At 59.8% G+C, this 23,214-nt stretch carries 22 protein-coding genes and 1 pseudogene; 8 read left to right on the top strand and 15 right to left on the bottom strand.

Translation table 11 applies throughout. The annotated features are described in order from the left end of the window. The first annotated feature begins 1 nt into the window (after window position 1). The gene (locus ACZ1GU_RS07795; protein WP_472647458.1) at window positions 2-682 is read left to right on the top strand and encodes a hypothetical protein; all 681 of its coding nucleotides are present in this window, start codon (window positions 2-4) and stop codon (window positions 680-682) included. Beyond that, complete coding sequence (locus ACZ1GU_RS07790) at window positions 679-1,458, top strand: hydrolase 1, exosortase A system-associated (protein WP_472647457.1); 780 nt, start codon at window positions 679-681, stop codon at window positions 1,456-1,458. Before ACZ1GU_RS07795 ends, ACZ1GU_RS07790 begins: the two co-directional genes overlap by 4 nt. 9 nt (window positions 1,459-1,467) lie before the next feature. On the opposite strand, the gene ACZ1GU_RS07785 is transcribed toward ACZ1GU_RS07790, so the two are convergent. The 8 genes from ACZ1GU_RS07785 to ACZ1GU_RS07750 are packed head-to-tail and all read right to left on the bottom strand — an operon-like array spanning window position 1,468 to window position 9,843. Continuing rightward, the gene (locus ACZ1GU_RS07785) at window positions 1,468-2,664 is read right to left on the bottom strand and encodes a class I SAM-dependent RNA methyltransferase (protein ID WP_472647456.1); all 1,197 of its coding nucleotides are present in this window, start codon (window positions 2,662-2,664) and stop codon (window positions 1,468-1,470) included. Beyond that, on the bottom strand, window positions 2,661-4,049 hold the full coding sequence (locus ACZ1GU_RS07780) for an NAD(P)H-hydrate dehydratase (protein ID WP_472647455.1): 1,389 nt from the start codon (window positions 4,047-4,049) through the stop codon (window positions 2,661-2,663). Before ACZ1GU_RS07780 ends, ACZ1GU_RS07785 begins: the two co-directional genes overlap by 4 nt. Beyond that, window positions 4,046-4,402: a hypothetical protein gene (locus ACZ1GU_RS07775; protein WP_472647454.1), complete on the bottom strand. Its 357-nt coding sequence runs from the start codon at window positions 4,400-4,402 to the stop codon at window positions 4,046-4,048. The genes ACZ1GU_RS07780 and ACZ1GU_RS07775 overlap by 4 nt, the downstream gene beginning before the upstream one ends. Then, window positions 4,383-6,098, bottom strand: coding sequence for a dihydroxy-acid dehydratase (gene ilvD / locus ACZ1GU_RS07770; protein ID WP_472647453.1), 1,716 nt, complete (start codon window positions 6,096-6,098; stop codon window positions 4,383-4,385). Before ilvD ends, ACZ1GU_RS07775 begins: the two co-directional genes overlap by 20 nt. 42 nt (window positions 6,099-6,140) lie before the next feature. Then, window positions 6,141-6,866, bottom strand: coding sequence for an N-formylglutamate amidohydrolase (locus ACZ1GU_RS07765; RefSeq protein WP_472647452.1), 726 nt, complete (start codon window positions 6,864-6,866; stop codon window positions 6,141-6,143). Further along, window positions 6,863-7,675 carry a 4-(cytidine 5'-diphospho)-2-C-methyl-D-erythritol kinase gene (locus ACZ1GU_RS07760; protein ID WP_472647451.1) on the bottom strand — a complete coding sequence of 271 codons (813 nt, stop codon included), beginning with the start codon at window positions 7,673-7,675 and terminating at the stop codon, window positions 6,863-6,865. The genes ACZ1GU_RS07765 and ACZ1GU_RS07760 overlap by 4 nt, the downstream gene beginning before the upstream one ends. 9 nt (window positions 7,676-7,684) lie before the next feature. Then, window positions 7,685-8,200, bottom strand: a complete 516-nt coding sequence (locus ACZ1GU_RS07755; protein ID WP_472647450.1) for a hypothetical protein — start codon at window positions 8,198-8,200, stop codon at window positions 7,685-7,687. Beyond that, the gene (locus ACZ1GU_RS07750; RefSeq protein ID WP_472647449.1) at window positions 8,200-9,843 is read right to left on the bottom strand and encodes an electron transfer flavoprotein-ubiquinone oxidoreductase; all 1,644 of its coding nucleotides are present in this window, start codon (window positions 9,841-9,843) and stop codon (window positions 8,200-8,202) included. The genes ACZ1GU_RS07755 and ACZ1GU_RS07750 overlap by 1 nt, the downstream gene beginning before the upstream one ends. Window positions 9,844-9,933: 90 nt before the next feature. Here ACZ1GU_RS07750 and ACZ1GU_RS07745 point away from each other — a divergent pair, with 90 nt between their 5' ends. The 5 genes from ACZ1GU_RS07745 (at window position 9,934) to ACZ1GU_RS07725 (ending at window position 14,186) form a co-directional block, all read left to right on the top strand. Further along, window positions 9,934-10,449: a hypothetical protein gene (locus ACZ1GU_RS07745; RefSeq protein WP_472647448.1), complete on the top strand. Its 516-nt coding sequence runs from the start codon at window positions 9,934-9,936 to the stop codon at window positions 10,447-10,449. Between the two features lie 276 nt (window positions 10,450-10,725). Then, complete coding sequence (locus tag ACZ1GU_RS07740) at window positions 10,726-11,265, top strand: hypothetical protein (protein ID WP_472647447.1); 540 nt, start codon at window positions 10,726-10,728, stop codon at window positions 11,263-11,265. Beyond that, window positions 11,234-12,511: a lytic transglycosylase domain-containing protein gene (locus ACZ1GU_RS07735; protein ID WP_472647446.1), complete on the top strand. Its 1,278-nt coding sequence runs from the start codon at window positions 11,234-11,236 to the stop codon at window positions 12,509-12,511. The genes ACZ1GU_RS07740 and ACZ1GU_RS07735 overlap by 32 nt, the downstream gene beginning before the upstream one ends. Before the next feature lie 6 nt (window positions 12,512-12,517). Beyond that, window positions 12,518-13,048 (top strand): molybdenum cofactor biosynthesis protein B, encoded by a 531-nt coding sequence (gene moaB / locus ACZ1GU_RS07730; protein ID WP_472647445.1) that lies wholly within the window; start codon window positions 12,518-12,520, stop codon window positions 13,046-13,048. 28 nt (window positions 13,049-13,076) lie between these two features. Beyond that, window positions 13,077-14,186 (top strand): PA0069 family radical SAM protein, encoded by a 1,110-nt coding sequence (locus tag ACZ1GU_RS07725; protein ID WP_472647444.1) that lies wholly within the window; start codon window positions 13,077-13,079, stop codon window positions 14,184-14,186. A 119-nt stretch (window positions 14,187-14,305) separates the two neighbouring features. Here ACZ1GU_RS07725 and ACZ1GU_RS07720 read toward each other — a convergent pair whose 3' ends face one another. The 6 genes and pseudogenes from ACZ1GU_RS07720 to dnaE form a co-directional block, all read right to left on the bottom strand. Then, window positions 14,306-14,854: a hypothetical protein gene (locus tag ACZ1GU_RS07720; RefSeq protein ID WP_472647443.1), complete on the bottom strand. Its 549-nt coding sequence runs from the start codon at window positions 14,852-14,854 to the stop codon at window positions 14,306-14,308. Window positions 14,855-14,863: 9 nt separating this feature from the next. After that, complete coding sequence (locus tag ACZ1GU_RS07715) at window positions 14,864-16,024, bottom strand: pyrophosphate--fructose-6-phosphate 1-phosphotransferase (RefSeq protein ID WP_472647442.1); 1,161 nt, start codon at window positions 16,022-16,024, stop codon at window positions 14,864-14,866. A 44-nt stretch (window positions 16,025-16,068) separates the two neighbouring features. Then, window positions 16,069-16,506 carry a DUF1330 domain-containing protein gene (locus ACZ1GU_RS07710; RefSeq protein ID WP_472647441.1) on the bottom strand — a complete coding sequence of 146 codons (438 nt, stop codon included), beginning with the start codon at window positions 16,504-16,506 and terminating at the stop codon, window positions 16,069-16,071. Between the two features lie 12 nt (window positions 16,507-16,518). After that, a complete protein-coding gene (locus ACZ1GU_RS07705; protein WP_472647440.1) occupies window positions 16,519-17,064 on the bottom strand; it encodes a pseudouridine synthase in 546 nt (181 codons plus the stop codon). A gap of 6 nt (window positions 17,065-17,070) precedes the next feature. Next, window positions 17,071-18,669: a long-chain fatty acid--CoA ligase gene (locus ACZ1GU_RS07700; RefSeq protein WP_472648730.1), complete on the bottom strand. Its 1,599-nt coding sequence runs from the start codon at window positions 18,667-18,669 to the stop codon at window positions 17,071-17,073. A 117-nt stretch (window positions 18,670-18,786) separates the two neighbouring features. After that, window positions 18,787-22,327: pseudogene (gene dnaE, locus ACZ1GU_RS07695) on the bottom strand (DNA polymerase III subunit alpha). A gap of 100 nt (window positions 22,328-22,427) precedes the next feature. Here dnaE and ACZ1GU_RS07690 point away from each other — a divergent pair. After that, entirely contained in the window at window positions 22,428-22,718 is a 291-nt protein-coding gene (locus ACZ1GU_RS07690) for a DUF6958 family protein (RefSeq protein WP_472647439.1), read from the top strand. Between the two features lie 6 nt (window positions 22,719-22,724). On the opposite strand, the gene ACZ1GU_RS07685 is transcribed toward ACZ1GU_RS07690, so the two are convergent. Further along, window positions 22,725-23,204: a glutathione peroxidase gene (locus ACZ1GU_RS07685; RefSeq protein WP_472647438.1), complete on the bottom strand. Its 480-nt coding sequence runs from the start codon at window positions 23,202-23,204 to the stop codon at window positions 22,725-22,727. Window positions 23,205-23,214 lie beyond the last annotated feature (10 nt).

The raw sequence follows: 23,214 nt of genomic DNA, 5'->3' as shown, positions 1-23,214 counted from the left end.
CGTGCTGGGCGAATGGCCATGTCCGTTGCCGGATGGCAGCACTGCAAACGAGCTGCTGTTGTCGCTGGGCGGTGATGGCGCACAAACTGTTCTGATCGCCCCCCCGTTTTTCGATGAGCACAATAAACTCCGTCGGCAAATCGTTGAGATCATGCGCCGGCTTGCTGAAGCCGGCATTGCCAGCACCCTGCCCGATCTGCCTGGTTGGAACGAGAGTGCTCAGCCGCTTGGGTCGCAGAATCTTGGCACTTGGCGCGCCGCTATGACGGCTACGGCAGAGCATGTGAGCGCAACCCATGTCCTCACGTTTCGATGTGGAGCTCTGCTTGCACCTGGGGGACTTTCCGGATGGAAATACGCACCACACGCCGGTGCGAAGCAGCTGCGCGGGATGATCCGCGCTGCCGTCATCGCAGCGCGAGAGAGTGGCCGAGAGGTTTCGAGCGACGCGCTCATGGCTGAAGGTCGAGAAAACGGTCTCAGACTCGCAGGCTGGGAGATCAGCCCGCAATTGTTCCGCGACTTGGCCGATGCTGACGACGACGGCGCGCCGCACCTTACTGAAATTTCGCAGAAAGACGTGGGTGGCCGTGGTCTTTGGCTGCGCGCCGAACCAGACGAAGACGCCGTTCAGGCCGATGCCTTGGCCCGCCTCCTCGCAGAGGAGCTTGCGACACCGTGAGCCGCCTGCACATGGACTTTGGCTGCGGCACGCTCAAATGCGCAGGCACGCTCGATACGGCGCCTGGAACTACGGGTCTGCTGATCGTCAGCGGCGGCAATGAAATTCGCTCTGGCGCCTTTGGCGGGCAAGCGAAGCTCGCAGCGACCATTTCGAAAGCTGGCTTTCCGGTGTTCCGCTTTGACCGTCGCGGTGTCGGTGACAGCCAAGGCGAGAACCGTGGTTTTCGGAAGTCCAAGGGCGATATCAAGGCCGCCATCCATGCCTTCCAAGCCATCGCACCTCAACTCGATCGCATTATCGGCTTTGGCAATTGCGATGCTGCCTCTGCCCTGATGTTGGCCAAAGGCGCTGAGTGCGACGGCCTGATTCTATCGAACCCGTGGACGATTGAGGACGATGGCGGTGACGGTATGCCAGCTCCCGATGCGGTTCGAGCGCGCTATCTCGAAAAGCTGAAGAATCCCAAAGAGGTCAAGCGCTTGCTGGGCGGTGGCGTGAATCTTCGCAAGCTGGCGAAAGGGCTGAAGAAATCGGTCAAGAGCACGTCGGCAACGAACGGTTTGCTCGAAGAAATGCGCGCGGGGCTGAGCGAGTTTGCCGGGCCGGTGCGCTTCCTCGTTTCAGACGATGATCGCACTGGTCAGGCGTTCCTCAATCATTGGGATGCAGCTGATGATCGGATTGCCCGCTGTGATGGCGCCAGCCACGCCTATGTCGAATCGCATGCCGAAAAATGGCTCCGCGGGCAGATATTGGCTGCCTTGCGTGCCTGATCGCCGCGCCTAACGTGTGAAATAGCTCACTAGCTCGACATGCGTTGACCAACGGAATTGCCCGACTGGACGCAGTTTTGCGAGAGTAAAGCCCGCTTCGACCAGCCTTGCCGCGTCACGCGCCCAACTGGATGGGTTGCAGCTGACATAAATGACCCGTGCCACAGTGCTTGTCGCAATCTGTGCCACTTGCTCGCGCGCACCAGCGCGTGGCGGATCGAGCAGCACACCGCCAAACTTGCTGATTTGCGCCGCTTCAACCGGATTGCGGAAGAGATCACGGTGCATGGTGTGCACTTCGAGCGGGCTGCGTGCCGCTGCCGCTTTAGAAGCGAGATGAGCAGCCTGATCAGCTTCAACCGCGAGCACTTTGCGTCCCTCGGCCAGCCCAAACGCAAAGGTTCCCAGGCCCGAAAAAAGATCAGCGACTACGCCAGCTCCGGTCAGCCATTCTCGCGCATCTGCGACCATGCGCGCCTCGGCATCGCGGGTTGCTTGCAGGAATGCGCCGACAGGCATTGGAACGGGTACGCCCGCTAGCGTGACCATGACCGGCACGGGCTCCCACACGGTCTCTGCGCCATAGCCTTGATCGATCGAAAGCCGTGCGAGGCCATTGTCGCGCGCGAAATCGAGCGCCGCCTCGGTCGCCTCCAGTCCTTCGAGAGCGATATTGCTGAGGCTGCAATCGACGCCCTGATCCGACATAGCGAGACCAACATCGATCGGCGCACGGCCTCCATGCGCTGCAACGAAGGTGCGCAGAGCCGGTATCAGAGCGGTGAGTTCCGGCAACAGTACCGGGCATTCGGCAAGATCGACGATATTGTGCGAACCGCTTTCGCGGAAACCGATGACCGCGCCTTTCGCTGTGCGAAGAGCGTGCAATGTCGCGCGGCGACGGCTTTGCGCAGGCGAAAGGTGGACTGGTAGGACTTCAACGGGAGAGAGCCCCTGCCCTTCAGCCGCATTGACTACGCGCGAGCGCACGAAGTCCTCCAGCGCCGCTTCGCTCGCGTGCTGCAACTGGCATCCACCACATCGCTCAAAATGCTGGCAAGGCGGCGTAACGTGGTTGGGGCCGCGAGTAATCGTGCCATCAGGACCGATCTTGTCACCGGGCACGGCGCCTCGCACAAGGCGGCCATCTTCGGTCACGCCGTCGCCTTTGGCCGCAATGCGAATGATTGTGCTGGTGCTGCTCACAAGCAGGAGCGCATAGCGGCATTCACGCTTTGGGCAAGCTCGTCGGCTGTAAATGCAGGTCCGCACATCCGCGCGGCCTCTCCGTGAAGCCAGACGGCTTCGCAGGCGGCAGTGAAGGCGTCCTGCCCCGTTGCCATGCGGCTGACGGCGATCCCGGCGAGCACATCTCCCGTGCCCGCAATCGAGAGCCAGCTTGGGGCTGGCGGAGCGACAGCCAAGCGCCCATCCGGCGCAGCGATGATCGTGTCAGGTCCCTTCGCAAGCACCACCATTCCGCTGGCCGACGCTAGTGCCTGAGCGCGTGCTTTGCGCCCCTCTGCGATTACAGCGAAGTTCTTGCAGAGGGCTTCAAGTTCTCCATCGTGTGGGGTGGCGAGACTCTGAGGGCAATCTGATAGAAATTCTGGCTTAAGGGCAATCAACGCGTCCGCGTCAAAAACAATAGGCAGATTAGGCGTTTGGGCCTGCCGAAGTTTGACCAAAGAACTCATCGACCTACCCAAACCGGGCCCAATCAAGACTGCTCTAAAACGCTCGTCGGACAATGCATCTTCAAGGCTAGACTGATCGACAACCAATCCCGCCGGCCTGCGCGGCGCAGTTTCAGAGAGGAGCTTCACGTAGCCTGCGCCTGCACGCATTGCTGCCTTGCTCGCGAGCAGCGCCGCACCGGGCATCTCGCCTCCGACGATAGCGCAAAGCCCGCGCGTGTATTTGTGCGCCGTGCTGCCGGGCGCGCTCAAGCGAGGCTTCGCGATCAATTGCGCAGCACCCGCAACCGGATCGGCCCCGATTGGCACGAACTGCATGGTGCCCATGATCTCGCGCGCCGGCAGTTGCCAATGGGCAAACTTCCACGCGCCGAGAGCCAAAGTCACGTCGTATAGGGGCAGGCGCTCATTGAGCATTGCACCGCTGTCGCTTTCGACACCTGAGGGCAGATCGACCGCCACGCAGATCGTATGACGCTTGGCCAGATCGCGCAGCATCAGCGAATGCTCTGGCGAGAGGGCGCGCGTCAGGCCTGATCCGAACAGGCAATCAACGAAGACCTCACCTTGGGCTTCGCCGCCTGAACTCAGCACCTTGCCTTTGAATCTCTCGCGCGCATTGCGGGCGGCATCGGTGCCCGGATCCATCGGCGCGACAACCGTCACCGCTAGACCCGCTTTGCGCAGGATCTCGGCAATTACATACCCATCGCCGCCATTGTTGCCCGGCCCGCAAAGCACTGTCACCGCCCTACCCGCAGCAATCCGCCTTATCCACTCGGCTGCACCGCCCGCTGCGACCGCCATCAGTTCATCGACCGTGATGCCGGTGTCGAAAATCGCCTGCTCAGCCGCCTGCATTTGGGCGACGGTGAGGATTTGGTTGAGGCTCACTGTCCGCCTGTCAGCATGTCGGCCGGGATCACATACCGATCTTCGCCAATGGCAAATTGTCGCGCCTTGGAAGTATCAAGGCTGCGATCCTCGAGCTGGTCCGCGCCATCAAGCGAAACAAGCGCACGCGTTTCCGCATCGATGGCAATACGCCGAAACCCGCCGTCGGGATGGTGGATGAGAAACTCGGCACCCTCACCCACGCGTTCCAGCGTGCACACACTCGAATACTCCGCGCCGGGCCCGATCGCGCAATCAATCGTATTGCCCTCCGGCTCGGAGCTGGCGTCGCCGCCATCGCATCCGGCCAGTGCCAGCGCGCAGAAGCTTGCACTAAATATCCGCAAAGACATGGGTTTCACTCTTGGCTCCCGGATGAGTCAAAGCGCCAGAGCGCGCCGACCCGACATTCTGGGCATAGCGCCACAAAGCGCCGGATTGATAGTCATTGGTGCGCGGTTGCCACGCCTTCTTGCGCTCGACCAGCACGTCTTCGGCGACGTTAAGGTCGATTGTGCCCGCTTCGGCATCGATCGCGATCTCGTCCCCGTTTTCGACCAGCGCAATTGGCCCGCAATCGGCTGCTTCCGGCCCCACATGGCCGATGCAGAAGCCGCGCGTCGCGCCCGAGAACCGCCCATCGGTGATCAGCGCGACCTTCTCGCCCATGCCCTGCCCGTAAAGCGCAGCGGTGGTGGAGAGCATTTCGCGCATGCCAGGGCCGCCTTTTGGCCCTTCATAACGGATTATGATTACGCTGCCCTCTTTGATCTGGCGATTTTCAACCGCGGCAAAGGCGTCTTCCTCACAATCGAACACTTGCGCAGGGCCGGTAAATTGCAGCCGCTCCATCCCTGCAACCTTCACAATCGCTCCATCGGGCGCGAGCGAGCCTTTGAGGCCCACGACGCCGCCGGTGGGCGTGATCGGCGCCTTCACGTCGTAGAACACCTTCTGATCGGGATTCCACGTGATCTCGTCGATGTTCTCGCCCAACGTCTTTCCGGTCACCGTCATCGGATTGGGATCGAGGAAACCACCATCGAGCAGCGTTTTCATGCCCATATAGACACCGCCGGCCTCATACATGTCTTTGGCGACATATTTGCCGCCCGGTTTCAAGTCGGCAATGTAGGGCGTCGATTTGAAGATTTCGGCGACATCAAAGAGGTCAAAGTCGATCCCGGCCTCGCTGGCCATCGCGGGCAAATGCAAGGCCGCGTTGGTAGAGCCACCCGTCGCAGCGACGACCCGAGCAGCATTCTCGAACGCTTCACGCGTGCAAATGTCGCGCGGGCGCAAGTTCAGCTCGAGTAGGTTCATCACCTGCTTGCCGGCAGCGCGCGCAATCTCCTCGCGCGATGTGTAAGGAGCGGGCGCCATGTTACTGTTCGGCAGCGATAATCCGATCGCTTCGCCAACGCATGCCATTGTGTTCGCGGTAAACTGACCACCGCAAGCGCCGTGGCCGGGACAAGCAACCTTTTCGAGCGCGATCAGCTCTTGCAGGGGACAATTGCCAGCAGCGTGCTGTCCAACCGCCTCAAACACGTCGACTACGGTCACATCCTTGCCGTGATGCGTGCCGGGCAGGATTGAGCCGCCATAGACGAAGATCGACGGCACATTGAGCCGCAGCATCGCCATCATCATGCCGGGCAGGCTCTTGTCGCACCCGGCAAAGCCCACCAGCGCGTCATAGCAATGTCCGCGCACCGACAATTCTACGCTGTCGGCGATCACTTCGCGGCTGATCAGCGAGCTTTTCATGCCCTGGTGGCCCATCGCGATGCCATCGGTTACCGTGATTGTGTTGAAACGGCGCGGCGTTCCCCCGCCCGCGATGACGCCCTCGCGGCAAATATTCGCCTGCGGATCGAGCGTCGTGTTGCACGGCGCGCTGTCATTACCTGCGCTGGCAACCGCGACGAATGGGCGCGCGATCTCTTCCTCGGTCATCCCCATCGCGTAGTAATAAGAACGGTGCGGTGCACGCTCCGGCCCGACAGAGACGTGACGCGAGGGCAATTTGGATTTGTCGAACGACATTTTGTTTCCTGAATCGAGGTTTTCGGGAAACAGCCTGTGCCTTCAGTCGAGCGCCAGCGCAACCCTTCCGCATACGTCGGCAATCATTGCCGCCCAGCGCGATTGCTCGGCGCGCGTAGTGATGAGATCCTGCCGCACTTCGATCGCGCAGTAATATCGGCCCTTCGCCTCGGCATGACGGTTCATCGTGGCGTTGAGCTCCTTGCCCGAATAGGGCTCGTTGTCGCCAACATTGAGGCCAAGCTCGCCAAACAAGCGGATCGCGTGGCGTGCGGCGCGGTCATCCTCGTTGTAGAGCAGCGCAACTTCCCATGGGCGCTCTTGCGAAGCGTCGGTCTCAAGACGGGGCGTGAAGGAGTGCAGCGAGATGATCAGCTTGGGGTCAGCATCCTCGAGCCATTTCTCCAGCGCTCTGTGATAAGGGCGATAGAAGCGATCAAGCCGCGTCTCCACATCCGCACCGATATTGCCGGGAATTAGGACGCCATCGCTCTCGGTTGGAACGACAGCCGGATGATCCTCTTCGCGGTGAAGATCGACCACGAGGCGGCTGATTTCAGCCAAGTGCGCGGGGATGTCGTGACGACGGGCCATGCGACCAGCAATGCCCGCAACGCCGATGTCCCACGCGATGTGGGTCTCCATCCTGTCTGGATTGACGCCGAGCGGAATGTCGTCCGGCACGAAATTGGACGCATGATCGGCGACGCAGAGCATTCCGCCGCGCCTGACAACGCCCACCTGTCGGTACGGCAAATCGTCGATCATCGTAATGCCCCTGCCATTTGCCACCAATCCGGGTGGCTCGTCGCTATCCGCTGATACGCTTCATCACGCGCCGCGCTGCTTTCGTACAATGCGTAACATGTGGCCCCTGATCCTGACATTTCAAACTTTTGCGGTTCGTCCAGCGACAATTGCGCGAGTACATCAGCGATTTGCGGGGCTATGCTGATAGCGGGATCGCGCAGATCATTGCGGCCTTGAAGGGCGATTTCGCTCGCCGTTCCGGTCGGGAGCGCTCCGCGATCTTTCCCATCCCAAGCCTTGAAAACCGGCGGCGTCGAGAGCGGGACACGCGGATTGACAAGCAAGACCGGCGTGCCGGTAAGATCGTTTTCGACTTCGCGCCGCTCGTCACCCACTCCCACGCCAATATGCATGTCACTGTCGACGCAAGCTGGCACATCCGCGCCTAGTTTTGCTGCGCGCTCGCGCCAGTCGTCTGGCAGCCCGAATGCCTCGCGGACGATGCGAAAGACCGCTCCTGCGTCGGCTGACCCTCCACCGAGCCCCGCAGCAACAGGCAAGTTCTTTTCGAGGGTGATTTCGAGTGCCTGCGCGCGCGGGAGTGCTGAAAGCGCCTTCGCCACGAGATTGTCGAAGGGATTGTCGATCCCGCCCGCAAATTCGCCTGTGGTGGTGACGGTGTCCTGCTCGGCCACGCGCGCTGTCAGGGTATCGCCTGCGTCGACAAAGGCGAACAGCGTCTCAAGCTCGTGATAGTCATCGTCGCGCCGCCTGCGAACATGCAGCGCGAGATTGATCTTGGCGTAGGCGGTTTCGATGGTGGTCAACGATTCACTTTAAGCCACGCCATTGCAGCTTGCGTCGGCACTGTCGATCTCTGGATAGTAAATCACTGAGATAAATGAGCACCCACCGTCAAGATACACTGGCAGATCATCCGGGTTTTCGAACCAACGCGATTCTCCTGCTGCCGCCTGGCCTTCAATCTCTGCGTCGAACTGGATTTGAGCTTCTGCGCTTTCGGCATCCGTACACGGTCGAAACACCCCATCTTCGTAGACGGAGCACCGCGCATCGGATTCTCTAGGCTGCGGAGGCAAGTTGTAGACGGCTATAACCCTTCCTTGCCCGTCCCTGGCATAATTGCGCCCGTAGTCTTCTAATTCGCGTGCGCCCTCAGGAAGCTCAACGAGAGCTTCAATTTTTGCTATCAACTCTTGGTGCTTACTGACGCGCTCAAAAGTCTCTTTCGTGCTGGGAGCGTCGGTGGCCGCGGAACAGCCGGACGAACAGAGCACCGCGCCCAATAGAGCGGTCGAAGAAAGGAAAATGCCTGGCAGCCTTTCGACCATCACATATTCGGATAGTTCGGCCCGCCTCCACCTTCAGGCGTGACCCAATTGATGTTCTGGTTCGGGTCTTTGATGTCGCAGGTCTTGCAGTGGACGCAGTTTTGCGAGTTGATCTGGAACTTGGGCTCCTTGCCCTCCTCCTCGATCCACTCATAGACGCCCGCCGGGCAATAGCGCGCGGACGGCCCGCCAAACACGTCAAATTCGCTGGCCTTTTGAAGTTCGAGATCGCCGACCTGTAAGTGGACCGGTTGATCTTCGGCATGGTTGGTGAAGCTGTAGGCGACATTGGTCAGCCGGTCGAAGCTGATCTCGCCATCGGGCTTGGGATAGTCGATCTTGGGATAAAGGTCCGCGCGGCCCGTCATGGTGTAATCGGCGTGGTGCTTCATCGCAATCGGCAGACCGATCTTGAGAGTGCGCATCCACATATCGATCCCGCCAAGGATCGTGCCGATATCATCGCCATACTTCGCAACCGCAGGCTCTGCGTTCTGCACCAGTTTGAGCTCATCCGCGATCCAGCTTGAGCGCACAGACGGCTCATAGCTTTGCAGCTCTGGCTGGCTCGCCTGCGTTTCAATCTCGGCGACAATCGCTTCGGCGCACAGCATACCGCTCTTCATCGCGGTGTGGCTGCCCTTGATCCGCGGCACGTTCACAAAGCCAGCTGCGCAGCCGATCAAAGCGCCGCCGGGGAAGGCGAGTTTGGGCACAGACTGCCATCCGCCCTCGTTGATAACCCGCGCACCGTAGGCAACGCGCGTTCCGCCTTCGAGGATCGCCTTGATCTCCGGGTGCGTCTTCCAACGCTGGAATTCCTGATAGGGCGAAACCCACGGGTTCTTGTAATCAAGCGCTGTGACAAAGCCGATGGCGACCTGATTGTTCGCCTGATGGTAGAAGAAACCGCCGCCCCACGTGCCGCTTTCACTCAGCGGCCAGCCCTGGGTGTGGATCACGCGGTCGGGCACGTGTTTCTTGGGATCAATGTCCCACAATTCCTTGATACCAAGGCCATATACCTGCGGCTCGCAATTGGCTTCAAGGTTGTACTCGGCCTTCATCTGCTTGGTCAGCGATCCGCGCGCGCCCTCGGCAAATAGCGTGTATTTGGCGAGGATCTCCATCCCCGGCTGATAATCGGGTTTTTGGCTGCCATCTTCCGCGACGCCCATATCCTGCGTCACCACGCCAGCGACAACACCGTCATTCATCAGAACTTCGGCAGCAGGGAAACCAGGGAATACCATCACGCCCGCAGCTTCTGCCTGCTCCCCGAGCCAACGCGTCATATTGCCGAGCGAGCCCGTGTAGCAGCCGTGATTGCTCATCAATGGCGGCATCACGAGGTGCGGCAGAGAGGTCTTGCCGGTCTTTGACAGTACCCAGTGCCAGTTATCCGTCACCGGCGTTTCCGCCATCGGACAATCCATGTCGCGCCAATCGGGGAACAGTTCGGTCAAAGCCTTGGGATCGACCACCGCGCCAGACAGGATATGCGCGCCAATTTCGGAGCCTTTTTCGAGGACAACCACCTCAAGCTCTTCATTCAATTGCTTCAGCCGGATCGCTGCTGAGAGACCAGCCGGGCCTCCGCCAACGATTACGACATCGCATTCCATTGATTCCCGTTCGCTCATGAGCCCGATGTTTCCTGAATTATCCTAGGTTTTGCGTGTCTGACCACTTGCTAATATGAGGGCGCGAGGTCAAGACTTTGGTTGTAGCCGATGAACGCCCCGCCCACCTCTTTTGCCGATGACATTGCCGCCGCTTTTGCGTGGTGGAAAGATGCAGGCGTTGATCTCGATTATGTCGATGACGCTACGGATTGGCTTGCAAATGCACAAACGCCTGCTGATGCCACTGCCGCCAAACAAGATCAAAACGACGCGAAACCAGCGGCGCAATTGTCGAATACAGCGCAAGCGGATGTGCAAAAAACTGTTCAGCCTACGCTCGATCTGTTCGCCGAAGGTCGCCCCGACAGTCTTGAAGCTTTCCACCAGTTCTGGCTCAATGCGCCAGGATTGGACGGAATTGGACCGCGTGGTCGCGTTGCGCCAAGGGGCCAAGCCAATGCCGATCTGATGGTTCTGGTTGTGGCGCCGGAGGATCAGGATCGCGAGCAATTGCTGTCAGGCCCTCAAGGTCGATTGCTGGTCAATATGCTTGCCGCGATGGGGATCGCCGAGGACAGGACCTACATCGCATCCGCCCTCACCCGGTACGACGCCAATGGCTGACACACGTGCGCTCGCGCAAGCCGGGATGGCCGAGGTGTTAACCGAGCACATTAAACACGCCGCACCCAAGGCGGTTCTGGCCCTTGGCGCCAACCTTTTGCCGCTCCTAGGCAACGAAACGGCGCAAGACGCTACGAATTCACAATTCGTAAACCACAAGCCTTCATCAGAAAAAAACCACAATGAGCGATCTATCCCGCTCCTTGTTAGCGAAAGTCTGGAAAGCCTGATGGCGAGCCCAAGGCTGAAAGCACGTTTCTGGCGGAGATGGATTGAATGGCAGGCAAATCGGTGATGGCGAAAGCCTTTAGGTCAGCAGTTTTGGCCGCCTGTTTCACCGCTCCTCTCGCCCTTCCCGGCGGCGCTTTGGCGCAGTCGGACGGCTTGGTCGCGCATTATGAAGGGCGCGGCGGCGAGCGCAGTCAGGTTATCCCGCAAGTCCTGAGCGGCGGCGAGCAGAATTTCTACAACAATCTGTTCAACGCGATTGATCGCCAGCAATGGGAACGCGTTGAAGCGATGCTGGCCGAGAGCGATGGCGGCGTGCTCAATCAAGTCGCTCGCGCTGAGTATTACACGCACGCCAAGAGCCCCAAGATCAGCGCGGGGCAGATCAGCGATTGGTTCAAAGACGGCGTTCACCTGCCGCAAGCCGAGCAGCTCGGCACGAATGGGTGTAAAACGCGGCTTGGAATATATTCCGTCGATGCCGAGCGCGCAGAGCTTCAGCAGCCAGCCTTATCCGTCCAAGCGCACACGTCCGCGTTCGGTGGTGGACGGCTCCATGCCGGCCAGCGTCCGCTCAGACATTCTTGATCGCATCAAGAATGATGACCCTGCGGGAGCTCATGCGCTCTTGATGGAGGTCGATGCGCAGCTGAGTCCCTCAGCCCGTGCTGAATGGCGGCAACGTGTCGCGTGGAGCTACTACATTGAGAATAATGACGAAGCTTCACTCGCACTTGCCGAAACTGTCGGCGAAGGCAGCGGAGCTTGGGTGGCCGAAGGGCACTGGGTCGCAGGACTTGCCGCATGGCGCCAAGGGTTTTGCGCTCTCGCTGGTGAGAATTTTGAACGCGCAGCGAGCCGCTCCACCAATGTCGAGCTAACCGCTGCCGCGCATTATTGGGCGCATCGCTCGCTGGTGCGCTGCCGCGAGCCGGGAAAAGCGCAGAACCACCTTTCTGCCGCTGCACGCTACGAAGAGACGCTTTATGGTCTGCTCGCAAGCGAGCAATTGGGTGTGAAGCCGCCGGCCAGCGCGCAGGCTGCGCCATTCTCAAAAGACGATTGGAACACATTGTCACGCAACGACAATGTGCGGATCGCGGCGGCCCTTACCGAGATTGATCGCCCGACTTTGGCCGATGAAGTGCTGCGTCACCAGGCCCGCATCGGCAGTCCGCGTGAGTATGAAGCTCTGTCGCGCCTCGCCCGCGAACTCGGCCTGCCATCAACGCAATTGTTCATGGCCCGTAACGCGCCGCGTGGGGCTCGGTCGAGCCGAGCCCTGCAATATCCGGTAGCACGTTGGCAGCCGGTGTCAGGCTGGCGGGTCGACCCTGCCCTTGCCTTCGCCCACGCCTTGCAGGAATCAAACTTCCGCACCGGCGCAGTCAGCCCAGCCAATGCGCGTGGCCTTATGCAAATCATGCCAGGCACGGCGCGCGATCACAATCGCAGCATGAACCTTGGCGCGAGCTATTCCGATCTCAACGATCCCGAAGTGAACCTCAGCTATGGTCAGCGGCATCTCGAAATGCTGCGCGACAGCTACGCGACCGAGGGCAAGCTGCCGAAGATCATGGCCGCCTATAACGCCGGTTTGACGCCGGTAAGCCGCTGGAACAGCGAGATCCGTGATAACAATGATCCGCTGCTCTACATGGAATCGATCCCCTATTGGGAAACCCGCGGCTATGTCGCGATCGTGATGCGCAATTACTGGATGTATGAGCGTTCTGCGGGCCTTGCCTCGCCGAGCCGCCGTGCACTCGCACAGGGGCGCTGGCCAGAGTTTCCGCAGGCCGCTATCAGGCGCTCGGCACGATTGGAGAGGTAGCGTTCGATGGCAATTGACGAGGCGAGAGAATTCACCCCGATCAATATTGCCATTCTCACCGTTTCCGACACGCGGACCGAGGCGGATGACACCTCGGGCGATATCCTCGCTGCACGGATGACTGACAAAGGTCATTTCCTGGCCGCGCGCGCTATTGTGAAAGACGACGCGGCTTTGCTGCTTAAGCAATTCGATGCGTGGATTGATGACCCAGACATTGATGCAATTGTGAGCACGGGCGGCACGGGCTTAACCGGTAGTGATGTTACGCCCGAGGCGCTTGGTCGGATTGAGGGCGCGCGCGACATCCCCGGCTTTGGCGAGTTGTTCCGCTGGCTGAGCTACAAGTCGATCGGGACGAGCACGGTGCAATCACGGGCTTGCGCGGTGGTGGCGCGAGGAACCTACATTTTCGCACTGCCCGGCTCCAACGGCGCGGTGAAGGATGGCTGGGATGGGATCCTCGATGAGCAACTCGACAACCGCAATCGCCCGTGCAATTTCGTCGAATTGATGCCGAGATTGAGAGAGAAATAGCCTCTTCCAAATCGCATATGTTCTTTCTATGTTCTCATATGTGGAACGGCCAAAAGAACAGCCCATTAATGGACGCGGAGCGCAGTCCTCTGCGGTTCCCGAGCGGTTCGGCTTGGCGACTCGCGAAGCGGATGGCGATTGGCGCGACTATGTTGAAGCTCTGGACGGCCCTCCGATAAAGCTGCGGACACACGTCACCGAGGAACGCCCCAAAACCATCCTCAGCTTCAACCAATCGCCCGACGTCCCGTTTGACCGCTCGATCAACGCCTATCGCGGGTGCGAGCATGGCTGCGTCTATTGCTTTGCCCGCCCGACCCACGCGTATCACGATTTGTCGCCGGGACTGGACTTTGAAACGCAGCTGTTCGCAAAGCCCAATGCGGCAGAACTGCTGCGAGAGACACTCGCCAAGCCGCGTTACAAACCTCAGCCGATAGCCCTGGGGACCAACACCGATCCCTATCAGCCGATTGAAAAGCGTTATCGGATCACGCGCGATGTGCTGAAAGTGTGCCTTGAAGCGCGCCATCCGGTGACGATCACCACCAAGTCAGACCGGGTGCTGGCCGACCTCGATATCTTGGAGGAGATGGCGACGCGCAAACTGGTCGCAGTGGCGATTTCGGTGACGACGCTTGATCCGAAACTGTCGGGCAAGCTGGAGCCGCGATGCGCTGCCCCGGCCAAAAGGCTTGCAGAGCTGGGAAAGCTGGTTGACGCGGGAGTGCCCGTGCATTGCTCGGTCTCGCCGATAATCCCCGCGATCACCGACGAATTTATGGAAGGGATTGTCGAGCGCGCGGGCGAATTGGGTGTGCGCTCGGCGGGATGGATACCCTTGCGCCTGCCGCACGAAGTTGCGCCACTGTTCCGCGAGTGGCTCGCGGTGCACTACCCCGACCGCGCTGGCAAAGTGATGAGCATTGTGCGCTCGATCCGTGGCGGGCGGGACAATGATCCTGATTTCTTCACTCGCATGCGGCCCGAAGGCGTGTGGGCGGACCTGTTCCGCGCGCGCTTCCGCATCGCCTGTAAGCGCGCTGGTGTGGGGCATGGCAAAACCGCGCCACGGTTTGAGCTTGATTGCTCACAGTTCCGACGGCCAGAGGTGGGCGGGCAGATGCGGTTGTTTTAGTGCCTACCGTCACCTCAGCGCACGCTAGGATATAGGGCCACAAAGGGACTACGCTTCATTGCATGAGATTCCAGGTTGGCCTCTGGCTGTCTTCGATTCAGCTGGAATGCCCGAGAAAGCTAAATTTCCTCGACCTCGAAGTCTGGATAACCTTCGCGGATACACATCTGGCCTTCCTCCAGATCTGGAAAAGTCAGGCTCAAGACGCGTTTTAGTCCGCGCTTCGACAATGCACTTTCTTCTTCAGCTAAACATATGTTGAAAGCTTTACGCAGCAGTTCGCCGTTGAAATGGACGAAGAAAGCTCCATTCTTTTCAACTTCTTCTTTTACGGTTTTGGAAGCCCCGAACTTCAACAGGCTGTTTGTAATTGCTGCTTGAAACTGGAACATGATGTCGTTGCGCGCGGCGCTGTATTCAAGGCATTCAAAGGACCGGCTGCCGTCGCACTCACTCTTCATACTGGCAAAGAATGTCTCGCTTACGTTTACACAATGTTCCGAATGCTCGATTGGGACCAACTCTGCGTCTCGCCAGCAAGCTGACGCGTTCTCCTTGAGAGACTGCAACTCTGGTGGCGTGTAATGACCTTCGCTTGAGTCCCGCTCCCGACCGGTTCCGCAAGCTGCCAAGAGCGCGCATAGGAAAATCGAGAATCCAATCCTCATCTTGACCTCCTACTCCTGCCCCAACTCACGCAATAACTCCGCGAACCACGGCGCGTTGGTGTCGAACACTTTGCCACCCTTGATCCGATCAAATTCGATCACGCGCAGCTCGTCGCCCGCATCCTCATCCTGCCCGACCACGCCTGAGCGGCCCGCAAGCGCTGCCTCCACTGCGTGATGCGTGCAAGCGCGGATCAGCTCCAGATCAGCTTCATTCGCGGGCGCGGAGCGAGAGAAATAGCCGCTCTTTTGCACCAGCACCTTTTCCGCGCCCAAATGCTTGGCAAACTGATCGGCGAACCACGCGCCGGGATTGATCTTGTCGAGCTTTACATGGCCAAAGGCATCGCGCGGTACTTCCTCGCCCGCTGCCTCCATCGCGCCGACGATCTCGCGCGCGCCTGCCCCTTCGGAAATGAACAGGTTCACCCCGTCATGCTCGTCCATGATTGCGCGCAGGCGAGCAACCTCTGCGTTAAAATCGATTGCGCGCTCGGGCACGAAAACCCCGTGCACCGCCCAGCGCGCAGCGGCGTTATCGACCCACTCGGCAAAGGGCGCGGTCTTGACCCAGTCATGGTGCGCCTTCGCCGTCGCCGCTGTCAGCCATCCGCAATTGCGCCCCATCACCTCGTGCACGATCAACATGCGCGGATTGGACGAGTGTTCGGCGATGATGTTGCGCGCAAAGGTCGCGCCTTGTTCTGCTGCTGTCCAGGCGCCCAGTGACTGCGCTATCGGGACCACATCGTTGTCGATCGTCTTGGGCAGGCCGACCACAGTCAGATCATGCCCGTTCGCGCGCAGAAACGCGGCAAGATCTGCGGCAGCGGTGTTGGTGTCATCGCCCCCGATGGTATGCAGCACGTCCACCCCGTCGCGGGCCAATTGCTCGGCTGCCACGGCCAGCGGGTCCTGGCCTTGTTCGACCAGACCGCGCTTCACGCAATCCTCGACATTGGTGAGCTTTACGCGGCTGTTGCCAATCGGGCTTCCACCAAAGGCATGGAGCCGCCCGGCAGTGGCGCGCACGCTGGGGGAGGCCTCAATCCAGTCACCGGTGAGCAGCCCGGCATAGCCGTTGCGATAGGCGATGATGCGGATGTCTGGCGCGATTTCGGTGTAGCGCTCGATCAACCCGCCCACGAGCAGAGCTGAGACATGGCGCAAGGCCTCCTGCGGTGAGCATGGCGACTGTCTTGGTAGCCATGACTTTAGCCAAATCCTCCGCCAACTTCACCGGGGGCAAAGCGCATGAGGCGGCTATCGACCAGGGCCGCAGTGCGATTGACTACGGCCAGTTGGTAGTCGGCGTCCTTGATCATCTCGAAAAAGGCGCCAGCGTTGGGGTATTGCGCGACGAAGCCATCGTGCCACACCTTCTCGTCCGGTTCCGGTCCCGTGACCATGGTTTGAAACGCTCCGCGCCAGATGATCTCGCCGCCCACACGGCGAAAGATCGGTCCGCTGGTCTTGCCGTATTCCTCGTAAGCACGCCTTCCGCTCCAGCCCTTGCCTGCATGCTCATGGCCCTTGGGATATTCGGCCTCATCACGATAGCGCAGCAGGTTGAGCATGTGGATCGGCTCATCGCGCGGCAGGTCTTTGAACGCCTGAAAATTCGCGGGTGAAGGATCGATATAGCTCGTCATTGCCGTTGCTCCTTAAACTGTGACTTCGCGCCATTTGCCCGGCGCAAGGCCCGCCACATTCCACTCCCCCACACCCCAGCGAACAAGCCGCAGAGTAGGATACCCAACCGCCGCAGTCATGCGCCGCACTTGCCGATTGCGGCCTTCGGTTATGGCAAGCGAAATCCAGCTGTCGGCCACATTCTTGCGATAGCGGATCGGAGGATCACGCTCCCACAGGTCCGGCGTATCGATCCGTTTAACTTCTGCCGGACGGGTCATGCCACCCTTCAGCTCAACCCCACTCCGCAAGCTCTCCAGCGCGGCCTCTTCCGGCTCGCCTTCGACCTGCGCAAAGTAGGTCTTTGCCATCTTGTGACGCGGCTCGGCAATGCGCGCCTGCAAGCGCCCATCATCAGTCAGCAGCAACAGCCCCTCGCTATCCTTGTCGAGCCTGCCGGCAGGATAGACGTTCGGCACTTCGACCAGATGCGCGAGAGTGTCTTCCACCCCGTCCCTGCCGCCGGTAAATTGCGAGAGCACGCCAAACGGCTTGTTGAGCAGGATGAGCCTGCTCATTTGGGTTTAGGCCTCAAGCTTGTAGTCGGCAAAGCGATCGCGCAGGTCTTTCTTGCTGATCTTGCCGGTCGCCGTGTGCGGAATGTCGTCGACGAACTCGACCGCATCGGGCAGCCACCACTTGGCGATCAGTGGCTTCAAATGCTCGATCACGTCCTCGGCGGTCACGTCAGAACCCTCGTTCTTGACTACGAACAGCACAGGTCGCTCATCCCATTTGGGGTGATACATGCCGACGCACGCGGCCTCGGCCACGCCTTCATGACCCACGGCTGCGTTTTCCAGCTCGACCGAGCTGATCCATTCGCCGCCCGATTTGATTACGTCCTTGGTACGGTCGGTCAGCTGCAAAGTGCCATCGGGGTGGATAATGCCGACATCACCAGTGTCGAACCAGCCATCATTGCCAACCGCGTCCTGTTCGGCCTTGAGGTAGCGTTTGATGATCCACGGTCCGCGAATTTGCAGCGCGCCTGACGTTTTGCCATCGCGCGGCAGCTCGGTCGACATATCGTCAAGATCGACCGTGCGCAGTTCAACGCCGAAGATCGGGCGGCCTTGCATCGCGGTCTTGTCGACTTTTTCCTCGAATGTAAGTTCGTCCCAGTCCCAGGTCGGACCGCCAACCGTACCAATAGGCGAGGTTTCGGTCATGCCCCAGGCGTGCTGAACGCGCGTACCGTTTTTCATCAGTCGCTCGATCATAAAGCGCGGACAGGCCGAGCCACCGATTGTTGCGGCCTTCAAAGGCGGCAGGTCGATACCTTCCTTGTCGCAATATTGGAAATGCGCGAGCCAAACGGTTGGCACGCCGGCGCTGTCGGTCACTCTCTCGCGCAGCATCAATTCGTGCAGCACCGCCGGGTCGTTGACCGCGGAGAATACAAACTTGATCCCTGCCATCGCGCCCGCATAGGGCAAGCCCCAGCTCGCAGCGTGGAACATCGGGACCACGGGCAGCATCACGGATGACGCGCTGAAATTGAACGCCGCTGGTTGGAGCCCTGCAAGCGCGTGCATCACCGTGGAGCGGTGCTCGTACTGCACGCCTTTGGGATTGCCTGTGGTCCCAGATGTGTAGCAGATCATGCACGGATCGGTTTCCGGCCCTGTCACCCACTCAAAGTCGCCATCCTGCGCGCTGATCCAGTCTTCAAATGACGGATTGTGCTCGCCGGAATCGTAGCAAATGTAGTGCTCGACCGTGGTCCACTTGTCTTTCATCTTGTCGACAATGGGCTGGAATGCCGCGTCGTAGCAGAGCACCTTATCCTCGGCGTGATTGACGATGTATTCGAGCTGATCCTCGAACAGGCGCGGGTTCACGGTATGGAGCACCCCGCCCATTCCGGCGACGCCATACCAGCTGACCAGATGGCGCGAGTGGTTCATCGCAAGGCTGGCGACCTTATCGCCTTTCTTCAGACCAAGCGCCTGCAATGCCTGCGCCATCTTCAAAGCATCTCGGCGAATTCCCGCCCAATCGGTCCGCGTTTCGCTGCCATCGGCCCAGCGGGTGACGATTTCGCGGGCGCCCGCTTCGCGCGCCGCGTGGTCGATCACATGGGTGATCCGCATGGTCCAATCTTGCATGGCTCCGAGCATCGGTTCTCTCTCCATTTTTTGTCGCGCTTTTGCGTTGTGTTCGTTGGGAGCGTTCATGCCGCGCATTGGCGCGCTTGGCAATTGGGTCTTCAATGCGGACCGAAATGTGTGGGGCGCCTATGCCACCAGTTTGAGGTTCGCACGGCCCATCAGGGGTTTCAGCTCGACATTTTCGATGCCTTCGATGTCGGCGAGCCGCTCAGCGAGATCACCATCGAGCAAGAAGTTCCGCCCAAGCCGCATATGCGCCTCCTCGCCAGACGCCAGGATCAGTCGCACGACCACTTCGCCTCCGCCCTGGTCCTGGCCCTCGGCATCCAAGGGAAGCCCCAGCTTCAGATCCTTGAGCGCCTCGACGCTCAGGATGTCGGCGCGGAGTTGCATCGCCACCCTGCCGCTCACATCGGCGAGCGGTTTAGCCCCGCGCACGGTAAGGCGCGGCGGTTCGCCAGGACCTGGAGAGTCGATTTCGACTGTCAGCAAGACGCGCTCATTGGTCTCAGCCCACGCGACGAATTGTTCGACGAGTGCTTCCTCGAAACAGGCGGAGGAGAATTGCGAAAAGCCATCGTCGAATTGCACCCGGGCAAAGTCCTTGCCGCGGCGTGTTTTCGCCTTGCTGGCGCTCTCAACCATAGCTGCGACCCTCGCTTGCGCACGTCCCTTAGCTGGCGCTCCGCCGTCGAGCAGGCTTTGATAGGAGCGCGCGCCCTGAGCGGACGCAACTTGCCGATATTTGCCGAGCGGATCGCCGGAGAAGCGGAAACCGAAATTCTCGCGCTCTTTCGTCATCACCTCGGAATCGGTCCACGGCTCTACCGCCTTGAGGCGCAATTCCTCTTGCGGCGCGTTATCCCCTCCGAACAGGCCGCCCTGCCCGCTGGAGCGTTCGCGCTCGACCGCATCGGCAATCGCAAGCAGCATGTCGGCATTCGCCATCAGCGACGCGCGATTGGGCTCCAGACTGTCGAGGGCGCCTGCGCCGATTAATCCTTCCAATTGTCGGCGGTTCATCGAGCCGTGCGGGAGCCGCTCGAACAGGTCTTGCAAGCTCTCGAAAGGCCCGCTCGCCTGACGTTCAGCGACGATAGCGTCCATCGCCTTCTCACCGACATTTCGGATCCCTGCCAGCGCATACCGCACGCCATAGCCGCTGTCGGTCTGCTGCACGGTGAAGCGCGCTTCGGAATGGTTGATATCGGGTGGGAGGACCGTGACGCCCTCATTCTCGCCATCCGGCGACACTTTTGTGCCAGGCGGGCGATAGCGCCGCGCATCATCGACAAAAATGCTCAGCTTTTCAGACTGATGCAAGTCGAAGCACATCGAGGCGGCGTAGAATTCTTCCGGATAATGCGCCTTCAGCCAAGCGGTTTGGTAAGCGAGTAGGGCATAGGCCGCGGCGTGCGATTTGTTGAAGCCGTAGCCTGCAAACTTGTCGATCAAGTCGAACAATTCGTTGGCTTGCTGCGCTTCGATGCCTGAGACTTCCTTGCAGCCCTCAACGAAACGGTACGCGCTGCTTGTCCATCTCGGCCTGGACCTTCTTGCCCATCGCGCGGCGCAGTAGATCTGCATCGCCGAGCGAATATCCTGCCAGGATCTGCGCGGCCTGCATAACCTGTTCCTGATAGACGAAGATACCGTAAGTCTCGGCGAGAATGCCCTCGAGCTTGGGATGCGGGTATTCGATTGGCACTTCACCCGCCTTGCGCTGTCCGAACAGCGGAATGTTATCCATCGGACCGGGGCGATAGAGCGAAACGAGCGCGATAATGTCGCCAAAGTTGCTGGGTTTCACCGCCTTCAGCGTTCGCCGCATCCCTTCAGATTCCAGCTGGAACACGCCCACCGTGTTACCATCCTGCATGAGGTCATAAACCGCGGTGTCATCGAGCGGCAGCGTGCCGAGATCGATTGTGATACCGCGCAGCTCCAGGAGATCGGTCGCCTTGCGCAACACGGACAGTGTTTTGAGGCCGAGAAAGTCGAATTTGACGAGGCCGGAACTTTCGACATTCTTCATGTCGTACTGCGTCACCGGCATATCCGAGCGCGGATCGCGGTAGAGCGGGACCAATTGCGCCAGCGGTCTGTCTCCGATCACAACACCGGCGGCGTGGGTCGAGCTATTGCGCGGCAGACCTTCCAGCTGCATCGCGAGATCAACGAGGCGCTTCACCTCATTGTCATTGGTGTATTCTGCCTTGAAATCCGCCGCTCCATTGAGCGCACGCGGCAATGTCCACGGATCGGTCGGATGGTTGGGCACCATCTTGGTGAGCCGATCCACGTGACCATAGCTCATCTGTAAGATACGCCCACAATCGCGCAGCACAGCGCGCGCCTTCAGCTTGCCGAAGGTGATGATTTGCGCGACGTGATCCGCGCCGTATTTCTGCTGAACATAGCGGATCACTTCGCCGCGCCGCGTCTCGCAGAAGTCGATGTCGAAGTCCGGCATCGAAACCCGTTCGGGGTTCAGAAACCGCTCGAACAGCAGACCAAGCTGGATCGGATCGAGGTCGGTGATCGTGAGCGCCCAGGCGACAATGGACCCCGCACCCGAGCCACGCCCCGGCCCCACTGGAATGCCGTTATCCTTGGCCCATTTGATGAAGTCGGCAACGATCAGGAAGTATCCGGGGAACCCCATGCCGACGATGATATCGATCTCGTAATCGAGACGGTCGAAATAGGTCTTCCTCTCCTCCTCCGACATGTCGCCATAGGGTTCGAGCCGCGCTTCCAAGCCTTTGCGCGATTCCTCCGCCAGCATCTTGGCCTCGCCCTCAAGGTCCCCTGCGAGGCTGGGGAGGATCGGATCCCGATAGGGTGGAGCAAACGCACAGCGCTGGGCGATCACGAGAGTGTTGGAAATCGCTTCGGGGATGTCGGCGAACAGCTCATCCATCATCGGCGCTGATTTCACAAAGGCCTGAGCATTGGAGCGCGGTCGATCGTCATTCTCTATATAGGTCGAGTTCGCGATGCACAGCATGGCATCATGCGCCTTGTGCATATGCGGATCGGCAAAGTTCGACGGGTTCGTGCCGACCAGCGGCAGATTGCGGTCGTAGGCCAGCTCTATCAGCGCGTCTTCCGCCTTGGCGGCCACATCATCACCGTTGCGCGCAAGCTCGATATAGAGCCGATTAGGAAACAGCCGGTTCAACTCATCACAGAGTGCGGTGGCCGCATCCTGCTGTTCCTCGGCAAGCAGGCGGGTGAGACCACCCTCGCCCGCGCCAGTCAACGCGATCAGGCCATCCGTGTGCCCCTCAAGATCCACCATTTGCACATGCGGTTCCAGCTCGAGCGGACGCTCAAGGTGCGCCTTTGAGACCAGGTGGCAGAGATTGTCGTAACCCGCCTCATCCTGCGCATAGAGCGGCAGATAATCGACGATCACCCGCTCGCGCTCATCCGATCCGGGCCGCGCGACGCCCAGCAGAGTCCCGATGATGGGCTGAACGCCTTCGCTTTTGCACGCGCCGGCAAACATCACCGCGCCGTAGAGGCCGTTGCGGTCGCAGATTGCTATTGCGGGAAAGCCGCGTTCCTTCGCCAGCTTTGCAATCGCCTTGGGGTCAATCGCCCCTTCCAGCATAGAATAGGACGAGAGAACGCGTAGGGGCACGAAGGGAGCGAAAGCCATACTGCCAAGCTACGCGCACGCGGCGGTAGTTCAAGGGAATGAGATGCGCCCCTTGGGGAAAAGCTGGGGGCAAGCTACAATTGCGATCACGGAGGTTACAATGCCCGAGATGATCGAGGTCGAAAACGTCAATGTGCCGGGCCGCAAAAGCCGGGTGAATGCGGCGAAATATGCGGATATGCGCGCGGCCTTTGATGCAGCTTTGCCCAAGGCTTCACCGGGACTTACGCAAGCCGAAACGCGCGACGCGGTCAAACCGCATCTCAGCGAGGACCTGTTCCCCGGCGGCAAGACCTGCGGATGGTGGGCGAAAACCGTTCAGCTCGACTTGGAAGCCAAGGGGTTATTGGAGCGCGAACCTACCAAGCCGCTGCGCTGGCACTGGAAATAGCGCGCTCTACAGCAGTTTTTCGATGTCCTTGGCGATGGCCGCAGGTTTATCGCCCGAACCATAGCGTTTCACCACTTCGCCGTCGCGATTGATCAAGAACTTGGTGAAATTCCATTTGATCGCAGTGGTACCCATGATGCCCTTGGCCTCGCCTTTCATCCAGTCGAACAGCGGCGATGCGTCAGCACCGTTTACGTCGACCTTCTCCATCAGCGGAAAGGTGACGCCGAAATTCACCTTGCAAAATTCAGCGATCTCATCGGCACTTCCCGGCTCTTGCGCGCCGAACTGATTGCAGGGAAAGCCAAGCACTTCAAAGCCTTGATCCTTGTACTTCTGATACAGCTCTTCAAGGCCATCATATTGCGGGGTAAAGCCGCATTTGCTCGCCGTGTTCACGACCAGCAGGACTTGACCTTTCTTGCTAGACAGGTCGAGCTCCTCACCGCGATTGGTGGTGACGGTGAAATCTGCGATTGTGGTCATGTTTCGTCCC

It is taken from the genome of Erythrobacter sp. HA7-11, from assembly GCF_055693605.1.
This window is presented reverse-complemented; position numbering and strand designations above follow the sequence as displayed.

Coding starts and splice junctions, on each gene's coding strand:
- ACZ1GU_RS07775 (WP_472647454.1), bottom strand. CDS start 4,402: ATGTCTTTGCGGATATTTAGTGCAAGCTTCTGCGCGCTGGCACTGGCC.
- ilvD (WP_472647453.1), bottom strand. CDS start 6,098: ATGTCGTTCGACAAATCCAAATTGCCCTCGCGTCACGTCTCTGTCGGG.
- ACZ1GU_RS07765 (WP_472647452.1), bottom strand. CDS start 6,866: ATGATCGACGATTTGCCGTACCGACAGGTGGGCGTTGTCAGGCGCGGC.
- ACZ1GU_RS07755 (WP_472647450.1), bottom strand. CDS start 8,200: ATGGTCGAAAGGCTGCCAGGCATTTTCCTTTCTTCGACCGCTCTATTG.
- ACZ1GU_RS07750 (WP_472647449.1), bottom strand. CDS start 9,843: ATGAGCGAACGGGAATCAATGGAATGCGATGTCGTAATCGTTGGCGGA.
- ACZ1GU_RS07745 (WP_472647448.1), top strand. CDS start 9,934: ATGAACGCCCCGCCCACCTCTTTTGCCGATGACATTGCCGCCGCTTTT.
- ACZ1GU_RS07740 (WP_472647447.1), top strand. CDS start 10,726: ATGGCAGGCAAATCGGTGATGGCGAAAGCCTTTAGGTCAGCAGTTTTG.
- ACZ1GU_RS07735 (WP_472647446.1), top strand. CDS start 11,234: ATGCCGGCCAGCGTCCGCTCAGACATTCTTGATCGCATCAAGAATGAT.
- moaB (WP_472647445.1), top strand. CDS start 12,518: ATGGCAATTGACGAGGCGAGAGAATTCACCCCGATCAATATTGCCATT.
- ACZ1GU_RS07725 (WP_472647444.1), top strand. CDS start 13,077: ATGTTCTCATATGTGGAACGGCCAAAAGAACAGCCCATTAATGGACGC.
- ACZ1GU_RS07720 (WP_472647443.1), bottom strand. CDS start 14,854: ATGAGGATTGGATTCTCGATTTTCCTATGCGCGCTCTTGGCAGCTTGC.
- ACZ1GU_RS07710 (WP_472647441.1), bottom strand. CDS start 16,506: ATGACGAGCTATATCGATCCTTCACCCGCGAATTTTCAGGCGTTCAAA.
- ACZ1GU_RS07705 (WP_472647440.1), bottom strand. CDS start 17,064: ATGAGCAGGCTCATCCTGCTCAACAAGCCGTTTGGCGTGCTCTCGCAA.
- ACZ1GU_RS07700 (WP_472648730.1), bottom strand. CDS start 18,669: ATGCTCGGAGCCATGCAAGATTGGACCATGCGGATCACCCATGTGATC.
- ACZ1GU_RS07690 (WP_472647439.1), top strand. CDS start 22,428: ATGCCCGAGATGATCGAGGTCGAAAACGTCAATGTGCCGGGCCGCAAA.
- ACZ1GU_RS07685 (WP_472647438.1), bottom strand. CDS start 23,204: ATGACCACAATCGCAGATTTCACCGTCACCACCAATCGCGGTGAGGAG.